Origin of the sequence: Streptococcus sp. FSL K6-1323 (assembly GCF_038630745.1) — a bacterium.
In the GTDB taxonomy this organism is placed as follows: domain Bacteria; phylum Bacillota; class Bacilli; order Lactobacillales; family Streptococcaceae; genus Streptococcus; species Streptococcus salivarius_D.
The window spans coordinates 548,439-562,279 of the sequence record NZ_CP152039.1 but is presented as its reverse complement, the minus strand read 5'-3'; the positions used below and the strand labels follow the sequence as shown (position 1 = coordinate 562,279).

Here is a 13,841-nt window from a genome sequence, read left to right as displayed (position 1 = left end):
ACCATTAAAAAGAGTGAATTCCTTTTCCCAGTACTCACTCTTTTTAAATACTCTTTTAAACCAAACCAGTCAGGAGACCTTGCATGAATTCTTCTGAATGGAACTCACCAATATCATCAATTTTCTCACCAAAACCAATTAATTTAACTGGAATATCCAACTCTTGACGAATGGCCAGAACCACACCACCCTTGGCACTACCATCCAACTTAGTCAAGACAAGACCTGTAAGAGGTGTGATTTTTGAAAATTCCTTGGCCTGGCTAAGCGCATTTTGACCAGTTGAGGCATCCAAGGCCAAGAGGGTTTCATGAGGTGCTTCTGGAACCACACGCTTGATAATACGACCAATCTTTTCAAGCTCTGCCATAAGATTGTCTTTATTTTGCAGACGACCCGCCGTATCAATCATAAGGACGTCAACTCCCTCAGCAAGGGCCTTTTCCATACCATCATAAACCACGGAAGCTGGGTCAGCCTTCTCAGCACCAGTCACTACTGGCACATCAACACGACGTCCCCACTCAACCAACTGAGCAACCGCTCCTGCACGGAAAGTATCGGCAGCTACCAGCATGACTTTTTTGCCTTCTTGTTTGTATTTATGCGCCAACTTACCGATAGACGTTGTCTTACCAACCCCGTTGACACCAACGAAAAGCATGACTGTCAAACCATCTTGGAAATTAATCTGCTCCTTGTAGACATCATCCTTCTCGTAGATGTCCACAAGTTTTTCGATAATCAAGCGTTGCAAATCCTCTGTTTTTTTGACATTTTCAAGACGAGCTTCGTAGCGCAAGTCTTCCGTTAATTGCGTTGCGACATTAACCCCAACATCGGAAAGAATCAGCATTTCTTCCAATTCTTCGAAGAACTCCTCATCAACTCGACGGAAATTCGCAAAGAATTCATTCAAGCGAGCAGCAAAACCTGTACGCGTCTTCTTAAGAGTACGATTATATTTTTCTTGTTCTGTTTCAGTTTTTGAAGCCTGAACTTCTTCAGGTTTTTCCTCAACTTTACGGGTTTGAACAGCCTCAAAAGTAACCGTTTCACCTTTTTCTGCAGCAGCAGCTACCTGAGCCTTTTTAGCATAGTAATCAGCCATGACATCCGCAAAGTGGTTATCCACAGCGACTTGGCTTTCTTCTGACTCTGATACGCCCTCTGCTTCGCTTGACGCCTGATCATCAACAGAAAGGTCTTCATCAGACCCTGCTTCACTTTCTTCTGTCACTGTAGATTCGCTTTCTTCAACAGATTCTGTAGACGAAAACTCTTCTACTTGAGTCTCTGACTCACTGAGCTGTTCTGCTTGACTTTCGCTTATCCCTTCACTTGTTGACAAGTCTTGATTATCAAGGGCCTCAGTTTCTGAAATTTCCTGATTTGCTACAGTCTCCTGTGACTGGTTTTCCTCTTGTCCAAATAATCGATCAAATAGACCCATTTGGTTCTCCTTATTTCTCTAGAATATACTTGTGGATGGCCTCAGCCACTCCAGATTCCTCATTAGTTTTTGTCGTTACCGCCTTGGCAACAGCCTTAACCTTAGGAACAGCATTTGCCATAGCTACACCTAGACCAGCCCACTCCAACATGGTCAAGTCATTTTCCTCGTCTCCCATAGCCATGACCTGACTTCTATCAAGAGCAAGATAATCAGTCAAGAGTCTCAAACCTACAGCTTTATGAACACCCTTAGGCATGACCTCAAGGATAATCTCACGGGACTTAAAAACCTCAAAATCTTGGTATAGCTGTTTAGGTAGTTTTTGAATTTGGGCATCCAAAAATGCTTCCTCACAGACCGTAACTACCTTATTATAGACGATATTTTCAGGAATGTCATCAATACTCTCCACATCAATGAAGGTCAAGGTAGGATTAGCCTGACGATAGAGAGAATGATTGCCTTTACTTGGCACACCATAGACAATGCCATCACTGATAACATCCATAGGAAGCCCTAGAGGTTCAAAGACAGCATAAATCTGCTTTAAATCTTCTCGACTCATCTCTTTCTTTATGAGGATATCCCCATTATTACGCTGAACCAAGCCACCATTGAAGGTCACACTATAGTGCTTATCATCCAACAAGCCCAAATCTTCCAAGATATGAGTAATAGCTGGCAGAGGACGACCAGTCGTAATGACCACATGAACTCCCTTAGCTTCTGCCGCCTTCAGAGCAGCTCTATTTTCAGCTGTTACTTGCTTATCCTTAGTAAAGAGAGTTCCATCTAGGTCCAAGGCTAGTAATTTAATCTCAGACATCTGAGCCCACCAATCCTTCCATGTAGTCAAAGACTGCACCGTCTTTATGGTGACCAATCACCTCATCTGCCACTGCCTTTATCTCATCACGCGCATTTTCCGTAGCAACCGCACGCCCCGCGAAGGTCAACATCTCCATATCATTGAGATTATCACCAAAGGCTACAACATCTGAAGCCTGGCGCCCCAACTCTTGGCAAAGATGGTAGAGACCAAAGCCCTTGTCCACACCTTTTAGGATGATATCCATAGAATCAAAGCCAGTTGTCACAGCTGTCATATCCTCAAAAATCGTGTTGAGGTAGTCACCACGTTCCATGATGGTATCTCCTTGGAACTTAGCAGTTACCTTGAAAATATCATCTGTCACCGCTTCAAGGTCCGTTGCCATAACATTTTCATAGTAACGTTCCATGGCCTTAAGATAGGCTGGATCTGCATCGTTTGGTGCATAGGCACCTCGACGGCCTGACAAGAGAATCCCCTCACAAGTTGGCAAAGCTAGGGTTGTATCTGCAATTTCCAAATAATCCTTAGGGTCTAGCTTGGACTCAAACAAGACTTCACCCTTGTACTGAACCAAGGCCCCATTTTCCGCAATAATCGCAATGCGGTCCACAAACCCATCAAAAAGCTCTTCCAAAGCCAAGAGGGCTCGGCCAGAAGCTACGGTAAAAACGTAATCTTTAGCTTCACAAGCATCCAAAAGGTTATCCAAACGTGCTTTGTCATAGGCACCAAGATGGTCTAGAAAGGTACCATCCATATCTGTTGCTAAAATTTTCAAAATAATCTCCCTTCAGGTCGAATATACTTGCCCCTATTGTACCAAAAATAGAAATATAAGTTTGGGAAAAGCCAAAGAAATTAGAGAAAATATGGCATTTCACTTGCAAATTCATCATTTCAGTTGTATCATTACGATAGTACAAAAATAATACTATTATACTTTTAGAAAGGAGTCTCTTATGGCTTGGACATTTGATGAAAAATCGCCAATCTATCTCCAAATCGCCTATCGCGTCAAACTGAAGATAGCTTCCAAGGAATTGAGTATGGGACAACAACTCCTACCTGTAAGGGAATTTGCTCAGGAAGCCGGGGTTAATCCCAACACCGTACAAAGAGCCTTCCAAGAACTTGAAAAAGAGGGGCTGGTCTATTCTGCCCGTACCTCTGGTCGCTTTGTTACTGAAGATGAAAAACTTATTGATCAAAAACGACATGAGATTGCCCAAAGTCTCATGAAAAACTTTGTCACTGAGATGGCAGCCATTGGTTTTAGCTCACCTGAAATCAAAGCCATCATTACTGACTACATCGAACAAACAGGAAAGGACTTATAGACCGATGACTGATATTGTAACTCTAACAAATCTCACCAAGACCTATAATGGTATTCCAGCCCTTAGAGATGTAACCATGTCCATCCCGTCTGGTAAAATCATTGGTCTCTTAGGACCAAACGGTAGTGGTAAAACAACTCTCATCAAGATTTTGAATGGCCTCCTTCAACCAACTTCTGGTTTAGTAACTATTAATGGATTTCAGCCATCACCTATCACCAAAGCTCAAGTGGCTTATTTGCCTGACACAACTTATTTAGATGAAAGTAAGACTATCCAATACTACTTGGACTTCTTCCAAGATTTCTATGCTGACTTCCGCTATCCTCTTGCCTTACAACTCTTGCAAGATTTAAAGCTCCAGCCTGATTTGCGCCTTAAAGACCTTTCAAAAGGTAACAAAGAAAAAGTTCAGTTGATTTTGGTTATGAGTCGTGAAGCTAAACTCTATCTCCTCGATGAACCTATCGGTGGGGTCGATCCCGCGTCACGTGACTACATCCTTAAAACCATCATCAACCAATACTCTGAAGATGCTTCTGTTATCATTTCAACCCATTTGATTGCAGACATTGAATCCGTTCTAGATGAAGTTGTCTTCCTAAAATACGGTCAGATTGAACTTCAGGGTGATGCTGATAATATCCGTCAAGCCCATGGCAAATCTATCGACAAACTCTTTAGAGAGATGTTCCACAACTAGGAGGTATGAGCATGTTTTGGAAATTAGTTAAGTATGAATTACAATCGATCCGTAAATGGTATCTCGGCATCTATGGTATTGCCATCCTACTCTCAATCCCCTTGGGTTTAATGCTTCAAAAATTTATTTTTGTAACTGAACAGAGCCACCAAGAACCTAGTCTACTCTTTTTTGCTTTCTTCACACTGATGGTTTTTGCTACCATTATTGTATGGGGAGCCATTTACATAGCAACAATAGTCCTCATTGTCAGACGCTTTGCAAAAACTGTCTTTGGGAGAGAAGGCTATCTAACCAATACACTCCCAGTTTCTGCTCACCAATTAATCTTGTCGAAACTCTTGGTAGCCTTTATTTTAGATATCATTTCATCACTCGTTATACTCCTTTCGATTGGAATTATAGCTACTTTCTGCCTTGATATGAAAGATATCCTCCTAGCTACCAGCTACTTTGGCCAGATCCTAAAAGAGATAGGCGCTTTCTACCTCTTCATCCCTTCTACAATCTTGTCAATGATTGCTGGTATCCTTTTCTATTACCTCTGTATTAGTATCGGAAACCTCTTCAATACTAACAAAGTTCTTATGGGGTTTGTCGCCTTTTTCGCCATTCAGGCTATCCTATTCTTTATTGGTTTCTTCTTTGGACTCGGTGCAGCCTTGACTGGAGATGCAACATATACTGCAATTAATAACTCGTCATATATCATTAGTCTAGTTCAGTCTCTCATTCTCATCGCAGCAAGTTACTTTGGTACCTACTATATCATGACCAAACGCTTAAATCTGGACTAAAGAAAAACCGTGTTCCTTTTGGAACACGATTTTTTTGCATTTAAAAGACTTATTTACTTTGTTCTTTACGATAAGTCTCAATTTCGGCTTTGTTACCCCAAACGAAGTGTCCTGGACGTACTTCAACCATTTCTGGTTTATCAACAGAATAGTCGTGTTGGTTTGGATCATAAACCTTCAAGACTTTCTTACGTTCCAAGATCGGATCTGGAATAGGAACAGCAGACAAGAGTGACTTGGTGTAAGGGTGGATAGGATTGTTGTAGAGTTCTTCTGTCTCAGCAACTTCCACGATTGTCCCCTTGTAGATAACAGCGATACGGTCAGAAATGAAACGGACCACTGACAAGTCGTGAGCGATAAAGAGGTAGGTCAATCCCAACTCTTTTTGGAATTTCTTAAGCAGGTTCAAAATTTGGGCACGAACTGACACGTCAAGGGCTGAGATTGGTTCGTCAGCGATGACCAAGTCAGGTTGCATAACCAAGGAACGCGCAATACCGATACGTTGACGTTGTCCCCCAGAAAATTCGTGAGGGTAACGTGTCAAGTGCTCCTCAAGAAGTCCCACTTCTTTGATGATTTCCTTGATTTTAGCTTTACGATCTTCCTCATCCTTATAGAGATGGAAGTTATGCAAGCCCTCAGACAAGATATAATCAACTGTTGCACGTTCATTCAAACTAGCCGCAGGGTCTTGGAAAATCATCTGAATACGACGGATAAGGTCGTTTTTCTCAGAGTGAGATAAGTGCCCATTGATTTTCTTACCGTCAAAAATAATCTCACCATTACTTGTATCATTCAGACCAATAATGGCACGACCGATAGTAGTTTTACCACTACCAGACTCACCAACGAGGGAAAAGGTTTCACCCTTGTTGATGAAAAAATTAGCATTGTGGACAGCAACGAATTTCTTGCTTCCTTCACCGAAGGAAATCTCCACATCTTTTACTTCAACTAACTTCTCAGGCATTGCCTTCCTCCTCATCTCCTAAATGTGCAAATCCCATATTAGTACGGATTTTTTCATGTAGATTTTGGATAACCTCAGGTTTTTCAACTTTTGGTGCATCCTCATGTAAGAGCCAGGTCTTAGCCCAGTGAGTATCTGAAACTTGGAATTGTGGTGCTTTTTCCTCGAAGTCAATTTGCATGGCATAGTCTGAACGCAAGGCAAAGGCATCTCCAACAACTGGTGTATAAAGTGATGGTGGTGTCCCTGGAATAGAGAAAAGCTCACCCTTATCGTCAGCCAACTGTGGCAAGCTTGAAAGCAAGCTCCAAGTGTATGGGTGACAAGGCTCATAGAAAATTTCCTCAACCGTTGCGTACTCGATGATTTCACCAGCATACATAACAGCAACCTTGTCAGCGATACTTGCTACCACACCAAGGTCATGGGTAATGAAAATCACTGAGAAACCATACTCCTCTTTGAGTGATTTCAAAAGGTCAATGATTTGAGCTTGAATGGTCACATCAAGGGCAGTTGTTGGCTCGTCACAGATAAGGACATCAGGACGACAAGCCAAGGCAATGGCAATGACGATACGTTGACGCATCCCACCAGAGTATTGGAAAGGATATTCGTTGAAACGTTTTTCAGCATCAGGAATACCAACCTTGTCCATGTAATCAATGGCCATTTTTTTAGCTTCTTTAGCTGATTTTCCTTGGTGCTTGACAATGACTTCAACAATTTGGCTACCGATAGTCTTAATTGGGTCAAGACTGGTCATAGGATCTTGGAAGATAGTCGCAATCTTAGCTCCACGAATAGGCGCCCAATCTTGGTGACTCTTAAGCTTGGTCAAATCTTGGCCACGATAATCAATAGAACCGCTAGCTACACGACCATTTTCTTCAAGCATCCCTGTGAAAGTCTTAGTCAAAACTGATTTACCTGAACCAGACTCACCAACCAAGGCTAAAACTTCACCTTCAACTAAATCAAGGGAAACTCCTCGAATGGCTGTCAAAACACGGTCACGAACGTCAAATTCCACGACGATATCGCGAGCCGATAATATTACATTTTTATTTTCTGTCATATTGGACTCCTATCTATGCGTACGTGGGTCGCTGGCATCCGCCAAGTTTTGACCGACAATAAAGAGAGCAAGGGAAACGAGAATCAAGGTAGTCAATGGAATCCAGAAGAGATAAGCATTGACTGTAACGTTCTGTGCATAGTCTGAAATCAAACGACCAAGACTAGGCGTCGTAACTGGAAGCCCCAAACCAAAGTATGAAAGAAAGGCTTCGTAAGAGATAAATCCTGGCAAGAGTTGACTAGCCATAGTTACGATAACTGACACAAGTTGTGGCATGATGTTTTTAACCACAATCTTAGCAGTTGGCGTTCCCAGTGTACGAGAAGCCAAGTTGTACTCCAAATCACGGTAACGCATGATTTGAATACGGATAGTATAGGCAATACCAATCCAACCTGTGACAGTCATGGCAAAGATCATATTCCAAAAACCAGCACCCAATGAGTAAGTCAAGACGATAACTACAAGGAGGGCAGGAATATTTGAGATGATGTTGTAGATTTCCATCATAATCATATCGAAGGTCTTAGAAATCCCCCAAACAGCACCTACAAGCAAACCAATAACAACGTTAAGGAAGGTAGCGATAACAGCAATAAGGATAGAATTACGAGCTCCAAACCAAACACTATCAAAGAGGGACTTACCATTACTGTCAGTACCGAACCAGTATTGAGCATTTGGATGTACATAACGCAAACTGAAATCATTTACTTTTGAGACATCATTGAAGTCAAATTTAGAGAACATTGGATAGATGAAACTCATCAAAACGATGGCAATCAAGATCCCCAACATTACTACTGTTGATTTCTTTTTAAAGAATTGACGCATCACTGATTTCCAGTAAGAATAAGCTGGTGCATCAATTGTTTCAGAGGCAAAATCATCGCGCTTTACAAATTGGAACTTACTTTTATCAATTGAAGCCATTATTTACCTCCTTTAGATGTCAATTTGATACGTGGGTCAATTATAGTCATAAGGATATCACCCACAAGCAATGAGAAGATGGTGAGAGCTGTGAAAATAAATACAAGACCCACAACCATAGCGTTATTTGAAGCACGAACAGAGTCGATCAACATTTTACCCATACCAGGGAAGGCGAAGATTGTTTCTGTCAAAGTTGCCCCTGTAATAACACTAACGATAGATGCTGGGATTCCTGAAACCAAGGAAACCATAGCATTTTTGAAAATGTGTTTATTCGAAATTTCTTGTTCTGACAACCCTTTGGCACGTGCAAAACGAACGAAGTCTTGTGATTGCAAGTCAATCATGTAACGACGAATCCAAATCGCAAGACCTGGTGTTGACAAGAGACCGAGAATAACAGATGGCAAGACGTATGAACGCCAGTCACCTGCACCCAAGATAGGGAAGGAATCTGGAAGACCAATCTCAGAACCAATCAAACGAATGATATAAACCAAGGCGATGGTTGGTAGTGAAAGCAAGAAAGTCAAGACACCTGTTGATACACTATCAAAGAGCGTGTTTTTAAAGCGTGCCATGTATGATCCCAATGGAATTGCCAAAGCATAAGACAAGACCAAACCAATCAAACCTGCAATGGCAGAACTTGTCACCATTGATGGGTATTGGTAGCGACTCTTGGTAGCTGTGTATGGGTCATTTCCATAGTAAGAACGATCTCTCGCATCAGCCTGACTTGGTGATTTATAAGTACGAGAGTAGATATCTACTGAAGATATCTTCTTACCAGTAGGGAAGTTGACCTCAGAGCTTTGTGTTTGCCCTTGACCTTGCGTAATAACATCAAGAACACCTTGCTCAGCATAAGTTGGGTAAGATGTACCAAGGTTCATCTTCACGAAGTTTTGGTGAACAAATGGGAACTGACCGTTAAAGTAAAGCAGATATTTATGCTTAGTCCCTGAACCAACCACTGACCAACCAATAGCTGGATCATTTTCAATTCGAATGTATCGTTTCAAGTTTGGATTTGTTTTATCTTTCACCCATCCCGTATTGTCAAATTCAAAGAGGTGCTTATAGAAGCCAAACACACGTTCAAGTACAGGCACATCACGTGTCGCATAGAATTGCTTACTTTCCTTGAATTGATGCAAACGCCAGCCATGTCCTAAACTATCCACATATTTTTGGTAAATAGCTTTATTTTCTTTTGTTGGCTTAGTGGTTACTGACTTATCAAGGGAGCTAGCTTTCTCCTGCAACTCCTTGGTGTCATAGTAATCAATGTAACCCATACGTTCATAGATTGTATTTTCATAGTTAGCCTTAGAATCGGCTGTCTTAGCAATCTTGTTGTAGTTAGGGTCCTGTCTGAAAATCAGACGCCTCGGCACCATGGTATAGATAATCGTGTAGGTCAAGGCCGTCACGACAAATATTGACAATAGAGAACGGAGGGTTCTCAATAAAATGTATTTTTTCATGTCTCTTCCTTTAATTCCAAAAGAACTTTCCCAATCTAATGAGAAAGTTCCATCGTCCTTTTATTTAACGTGTTTCTCAAGGTCTTTTTGAGCTTTTTCGTTGGACTTAGACTTTTCTTTAAGCCAGCTTTCACGGGCTTTATCATAGTTTTTCTTAGTGACAACATCTTTTTGAGGTTCAAGGTACTTGAAGTATCTATCAGAACCCTTAGGTCCTACTTGAGAGTAAGCACCTGAGAATGGTGTCAAACGAGCTACCATTGGAGCAGCACCCTTGTTAACCATAAGTGGCATGAAGAGTGAGCTATCTTCCAACCAAGCTTGTGCCTCTGCATAACGTTCATAACGTACGTTGAGGTCGCTTGTTTCTTTAGCTGCATTATCAACCAAAGCATCAAAGTCTTTAAGACCTACTTGAGCTGCTGCTGCATTGTTAGGATCGTCGAATCCCATGTAAGTTTTTGTGTTCTCACTAGCTGTTGTCTTGAAGATATCAAGGAATGTTGATGGGTCTTCGTAGTCAGGTGCCCAAGCAACTGAAATATTGATATCCCAGTCTTCTGCTGCTGCATTAGCTGCATACAAAGTACTGTTAAGAAGATCATCTTGAGACATTTGATGAACGTCTACAACCACATTTTCTTTACCGAGTGTCTTTTCAACAGATTGTTTCAAAGATTGTGCACGTGCTACAGTTGGTTTTGCAGCTTGGTCAACTGGAAGGTCCAAGTGAATTGGGAATTGAACACCTTGTGCTTGGAGAGCTTCCTTAGCTTTATTAAATTCAGTCTTAGCCTTATCAGCATTGAAGAGACCATCTTGACTGTCTTTAAGGTTAACACCTGACCACTCGTCACCATATGAAGGCATCTTTTCAGTTACCAAATCACCGAATGACTTGTCACCAGCATAAACAAAATCAGGTTTAACAAGAAGGTTACGAACAGCAAGTGCTGCACCTTTTTCACCATTAAGTTGTGCTGAATAAGCTGTACGGTCAATAGCAAAGTTAACTGATTGACGGAAGTCCTTGTTAAGAAGAGCTTTCTTAGTTGAATCTTTCTCAGCATCAGTCTTCTTAGATGTATGGTTGTAAGACTGACGGTCAATATTAACACCAACCCCACCAATATCTGCAGATGGTTGTGTATAGAAGATATTATCTTTATATTGTTTTTCTACAGAATTAAAGTTTGAGCTTGTTGGATATAGACGTGCTTGGCTATAAGCGCCATCAGTGAAATTACGAACAAGCGATTCTTGGTCAGATGCATCGTAGAAAGAAAGTTTGATGCCATCAAAGTGAACATTTTTCTTATCCCAATAGTTTTCATTTTTAGTCAACTCAATAGATGATTTAGCTGTCAATGACTTAAGGATGTACGGACCATTATAAAGGATAGATGATGGATCTGTTGATTTACCAAAGCTATCCCCTTTTGACTTAAGGAACTCTTCGTTAACAGGCCAGAAGAGAGAATAAGTCATCTTAGAATTCCAGTATGGTTCTGGTTGTTTAAGAGTGTACTGAAGAGTGTAGTCATCAAGTGCTTTAACACCAACTTTAGAGAAGTCTTTATCAGTACCGTTGAAATAATCAGCAAGACCTACTACAGAATCTTTTGCCAAATAAATTGACTCTGTCTTCTTGTCAGCAGCATGCTTAAGACCTGTTACGAAGTCTTTAGCTGTTACTTCCGCATACTCTTCACCATCTGAAGTATACCATTTAACTCCCTTACGAAGTTTGTAAGTATAAGTCAAACCATCAGCTGAAACAGTCCAATCCTTGGCAATAGCAGGCACCAAGTTACCATATTTATCATTTTCCAAAAGGCCATCGACACCATTTGTCACAGCATCAGTTGTTGAACCTTTATTGGAAATAAGGTAATCCAATGTCTCAGGGTCAGCAGTATAAATATAGTTGTATGTATTGCTTGAAGTGTTTGATTTTGATGAACAAGCCACTAAAACCCCAACACTTAGGAGGGAAACACCCGCAAGGGCCAACCATTTACTTTTTTTCATAAGCATTCTCCAAAAAATCTTTTTTTATATGCCTATATTATACCATAAAAAATAAGATGAGTACAATTTTCAGAATATTTTGTCTTATACTGACTTTCTCACAATTATACCCCTTACGAGCACTATGGATTAGCCCTTTTTGGACAAAAGAAAAAGGCTTACTGCCTTTTTCTCAAGAATATTATTTAACGTGTTTCTCAAGATCTTTTTGAGCTTTTTCGTTAGATGCTTTCTTTTCTTTAAGCCATTTTTCACGACTTTGTTCATATTCTTTCTTAGTAACTACTTTTTCTTGTGGTTTCACGTATTTGAAGTAGTCTGATGAGTTCTTATCACCCACTTGCATGCTAGCACCCGTAAATGGTGTCAAGCGTGAGATAACTGGTGCTGCACCGTTACCAACAGTCAATGGAATGACAAGCGAGCTATCTTCCAACCATGCTTGAGCTTGGGCATAGCGGTCGTAACGAGCGTTGAGGTCTGTTGTTTCTGAAGCTGCTGAATCAAGCAAGGCATCATAATCTTTAAGACCTACTTGAGCTGCGGCCGCATTGTTTGGATCATCATAACCCATGAAAGTCTTGGTATTTTCGCTTGAAGTTGTCTTAAAGATATCAAGGTAAGTTGATGGATCTTGATAGTCTGGACCCCAAACCACACCGTTTGAAATATCCCAGTCTTCTGCTGCCGCATTAGCCGCATTAAGGGTTGCATTTTGCATATCATCAGATGACAACTGGTTGATATCGATAACGACATTTTCACTACCCAATGATTTTTCAATCGTTTGTTTCAATGATTGAGCTTGAGCAACATTAAGTTTAGAACTTTGATCAACTGGAAGGTCCAAGTGAATTGGGAATTGAACACCTTCACCTTGAAGAGCTTCTTTGGCTTTGGCAAACTCAGTCTTAGCTTTTTCCGCATTGTAGAGACCATCTTGACCATCCGCAAAATTGACACCAGACCATTCATCACCGTAAGTGCTCATCTTGTCCGTCACAAGGTCACCAAAGGTCTTATCACCTGCACTGACAAAATCAGAAGGAACAAAGAGGTTACGTATAGCAAGAGCAGCCCCATCTTTACCGTTTACTTGTGATTGATAGGCTGTACGGTCAATAGCGAAGTTGATTGATTGACGGAAGTCTTTGTTTAGAAGAGCCTTCTTAGTTGATGTCTTTTCAGCATCTGTCTTCTTAGCTGAGAATTTATAGTTTTGACGGTCAATATTCACACCAATAGCTGCTGTAGACGCACCTGGCGCTGTGTAATAAATATTATCTTTATATTTCTTTTCTACTGACGCATAGTTAGAGCTCATAGGGAAGACACGTGCAATGCTGAGACCGCCATCAGAGAAACTACGTTCTTGTGATTCCTGGTCAGATCCGTCATAATATGACAATTTGATAGCGTCGAAATGCACATTTTTCTTATCCCAATAATTCTCATTCTTAGTTAACTCAATAGATGATTTAGCTGTCAAAGATTTGAGAAGGAAAGGACCATTATAGAGGATAGATGTTGGGTCTGTTGACTTACCAAAATCTTTTCCTTTGTTCTTAAGGAAGTCTTCGTTAACTGGGAAGAGCAAGCCATAAGTTGTTTTAGAGTTCCAGTATGGTTCTGGTTTTTTAAGGGTGTATTGCAATGTATAATCGTCGATTGCTTTGACGCCTACATTTGAGAAATCTTTATTGGCACCAGAGAGGTAGTCAGACAAGCCAGCAATAGAATCTTGCACCAAGTAAAGAGCTCCAGCTTTGCCATCAGCCGCATGCTTAAGACCAGTCACAAAGTCCTTAGCAGTCACATCAGCATATTCTTCACCATCAGAAGTATACCATTTAACACCCTTACGGATTTTATAGGTATAAGTAAGACCATCTTGAGAGACAGACCAATCTTCAGCTACTGAAGGAACAAGATTTCCATATTTATCTGCTTCCATAAGACCATCTACACCGTTAGTTACAGCAGTCTTAGTAGGTCCAGTATTTGACGTGATATAGTCTAAAGTTTCAGGATCTGAGTTATAAATATAACCATAAGTCGTTCCACTAGTACTTGACTTAGAAGAACAAGCCGCTAAGGCACCTACACTGAGGAGTGCCACACCCGCAAGGGCTAACCATTTGCTTTTTTTCATAAGATTTCTCCAAAAAATAAAATTTTACCTTTTCATTATAGCAT

12 protein-coding genes are annotated in these 13,841 nt (G+C 40.9%); 3 read left to right on the top strand and 9 right to left on the bottom strand.

Going from position 1 to position 13,841, the window contains the following annotated elements; genetic code table 11:
* Window positions 1-55: 55 nt before the first annotated feature.
* The 3 genes from ftsY to NST80_RS02865 are packed head-to-tail and all read right to left on the bottom strand — an operon-like array spanning window position 56 to window position 3,069.
* The gene (gene ftsY / locus NST80_RS02875) at window positions 56-1,453 is read right to left on the bottom strand and encodes a signal recognition particle-docking protein FtsY (protein WP_183138129.1); all 1,398 of its coding nucleotides are present in this window, start codon (window positions 1,451-1,453) and stop codon (window positions 56-58) included.
* Window positions 1,454-1,463: 10 nt separating this feature from the next.
* On the bottom strand, window positions 1,464-2,282 hold the full coding sequence (locus NST80_RS02870) for a Cof-type HAD-IIB family hydrolase (protein WP_183138128.1): 819 nt from the start codon (window positions 2,280-2,282) through the stop codon (window positions 1,464-1,466).
* Complete coding sequence (locus tag NST80_RS02865) at window positions 2,275-3,069, bottom strand: HAD family hydrolase (RefSeq protein WP_013990229.1); 795 nt, start codon at window positions 3,067-3,069, stop codon at window positions 2,275-2,277. The genes NST80_RS02870 and NST80_RS02865 overlap by 8 nt, the downstream gene beginning before the upstream one ends.
* Window positions 3,070-3,250: 181 nt before the next feature.
* Here NST80_RS02865 and NST80_RS02860 point away from each other — a divergent pair, with 181 nt between their 5' ends.
* Genes NST80_RS02860 through NST80_RS02850 form a run of 3 tightly spaced genes read left to right on the top strand, consistent with a single transcriptional unit; the run spans window position 3,251 to window position 5,128 of the window.
* A complete protein-coding gene (locus NST80_RS02860) occupies window positions 3,251-3,628 on the top strand; it encodes a GntR family transcriptional regulator (RefSeq protein ID WP_002884206.1) in 378 nt (125 codons plus the stop codon).
* 4 nt (window positions 3,629-3,632) lie between these two features.
* Window positions 3,633-4,331, top strand: coding sequence for an ABC transporter ATP-binding protein (locus tag NST80_RS02855; RefSeq protein WP_002884466.1), 699 nt, complete (start codon window positions 3,633-3,635; stop codon window positions 4,329-4,331).
* Between the two features lie 11 nt (window positions 4,332-4,342).
* The gene (locus NST80_RS02850; RefSeq protein ID WP_183138127.1) at window positions 4,343-5,128 is read left to right on the top strand and encodes an ABC transporter permease; all 786 of its coding nucleotides are present in this window, start codon (window positions 4,343-4,345) and stop codon (window positions 5,126-5,128) included.
* 49 nt (window positions 5,129-5,177) lie between these two features.
* Here the strand turns inward: NST80_RS02850 and NST80_RS02845 are convergent, their stop codons facing one another.
* From NST80_RS02845 to NST80_RS02820, 6 genes are all read right to left on the bottom strand, one after another.
* Complete coding sequence (locus NST80_RS02845) at window positions 5,178-6,107, bottom strand: ATP-binding cassette domain-containing protein (protein ID WP_014634820.1); 930 nt, start codon at window positions 6,105-6,107, stop codon at window positions 5,178-5,180.
* Window positions 6,100-7,185, bottom strand: coding sequence for an ABC transporter ATP-binding protein (locus NST80_RS02840; RefSeq protein WP_013990226.1), 1,086 nt, complete (start codon window positions 7,183-7,185; stop codon window positions 6,100-6,102). The genes NST80_RS02845 and NST80_RS02840 overlap by 8 nt, the downstream gene beginning before the upstream one ends.
* A 9-nt stretch (window positions 7,186-7,194) precedes the next feature.
* The gene (gene oppC / locus NST80_RS02835) at window positions 7,195-8,121 is read right to left on the bottom strand and encodes an oligopeptide ABC transporter permease OppC (protein WP_002886846.1); all 927 of its coding nucleotides are present in this window, start codon (window positions 8,119-8,121) and stop codon (window positions 7,195-7,197) included.
* Window positions 8,121-9,614 (bottom strand): ABC transporter permease, encoded by a 1,494-nt coding sequence (locus NST80_RS02830; RefSeq protein ID WP_014632819.1) that lies wholly within the window; start codon window positions 9,612-9,614, stop codon window positions 8,121-8,123. Before NST80_RS02830 ends, oppC begins: the two co-directional genes overlap by 1 nt.
* A gap of 60 nt (window positions 9,615-9,674) precedes the next feature.
* Window positions 9,675-11,645 (bottom strand): peptide ABC transporter substrate-binding protein, encoded by a 1,971-nt coding sequence (locus tag NST80_RS02825; protein ID WP_183138126.1) that lies wholly within the window; start codon window positions 11,643-11,645, stop codon window positions 9,675-9,677.
* A 181-nt stretch (window positions 11,646-11,826) separates the two neighbouring features.
* The gene (locus tag NST80_RS02820; protein WP_149561436.1) at window positions 11,827-13,797 is read right to left on the bottom strand and encodes a peptide ABC transporter substrate-binding protein; all 1,971 of its coding nucleotides are present in this window, start codon (window positions 13,795-13,797) and stop codon (window positions 11,827-11,829) included.
* Window positions 13,798-13,841: the final 44 nt, after the last annotated feature.

What these genes read in the sequence shown, in the direction of transcription:
- ftsY (WP_183138129.1), bottom strand. Translation starts at nt 1,453, where the DNA reads ATGGGTCTATTTGATCGATTATTTGGACAAGAGGAAAACCAGTCACAG.
- NST80_RS02870 (WP_183138128.1), bottom strand. Translation starts at nt 2,282, where the DNA reads ATGTCTGAGATTAAATTACTAGCCTTGGACCTAGATGGAACTCTCTTT.
- NST80_RS02860 (WP_002884206.1), top strand. Translation starts at nt 3,251, where the DNA reads ATGGCTTGGACATTTGATGAAAAATCGCCAATCTATCTCCAAATCGCC.
- NST80_RS02855 (WP_002884466.1), top strand. Translation starts at nt 3,633, where the DNA reads ATGACTGATATTGTAACTCTAACAAATCTCACCAAGACCTATAATGGT.
- NST80_RS02850 (WP_183138127.1), top strand. Translation starts at nt 4,343, where the DNA reads ATGTTTTGGAAATTAGTTAAGTATGAATTACAATCGATCCGTAAATGG.
- NST80_RS02845 (WP_014634820.1), bottom strand. Translation starts at nt 6,107, where the DNA reads ATGCCTGAGAAGTTAGTTGAAGTAAAAGATGTGGAGATTTCCTTCGGT.
- NST80_RS02840 (WP_013990226.1), bottom strand. Translation starts at nt 7,185, where the DNA reads ATGACAGAAAATAAAAATGTAATATTATCGGCTCGCGATATCGTCGTG.
- oppC (WP_002886846.1), bottom strand. Translation starts at nt 8,121, where the DNA reads ATGGCTTCAATTGATAAAAGTAAGTTCCAATTTGTAAAGCGCGATGAT.
- NST80_RS02830 (WP_014632819.1), bottom strand. Translation starts at nt 9,614, where the DNA reads ATGAAAAAATACATTTTATTGAGAACCCTCCGTTCTCTATTGTCAATA.
- NST80_RS02825 (WP_183138126.1), bottom strand. Translation starts at nt 11,645, where the DNA reads ATGAAAAAAAGTAAATGGTTGGCCCTTGCGGGTGTTTCCCTCCTAAGT.
- NST80_RS02820 (WP_149561436.1), bottom strand. Translation starts at nt 13,797, where the DNA reads ATGAAAAAAAGCAAATGGTTAGCCCTTGCGGGTGTGGCACTCCTCAGT.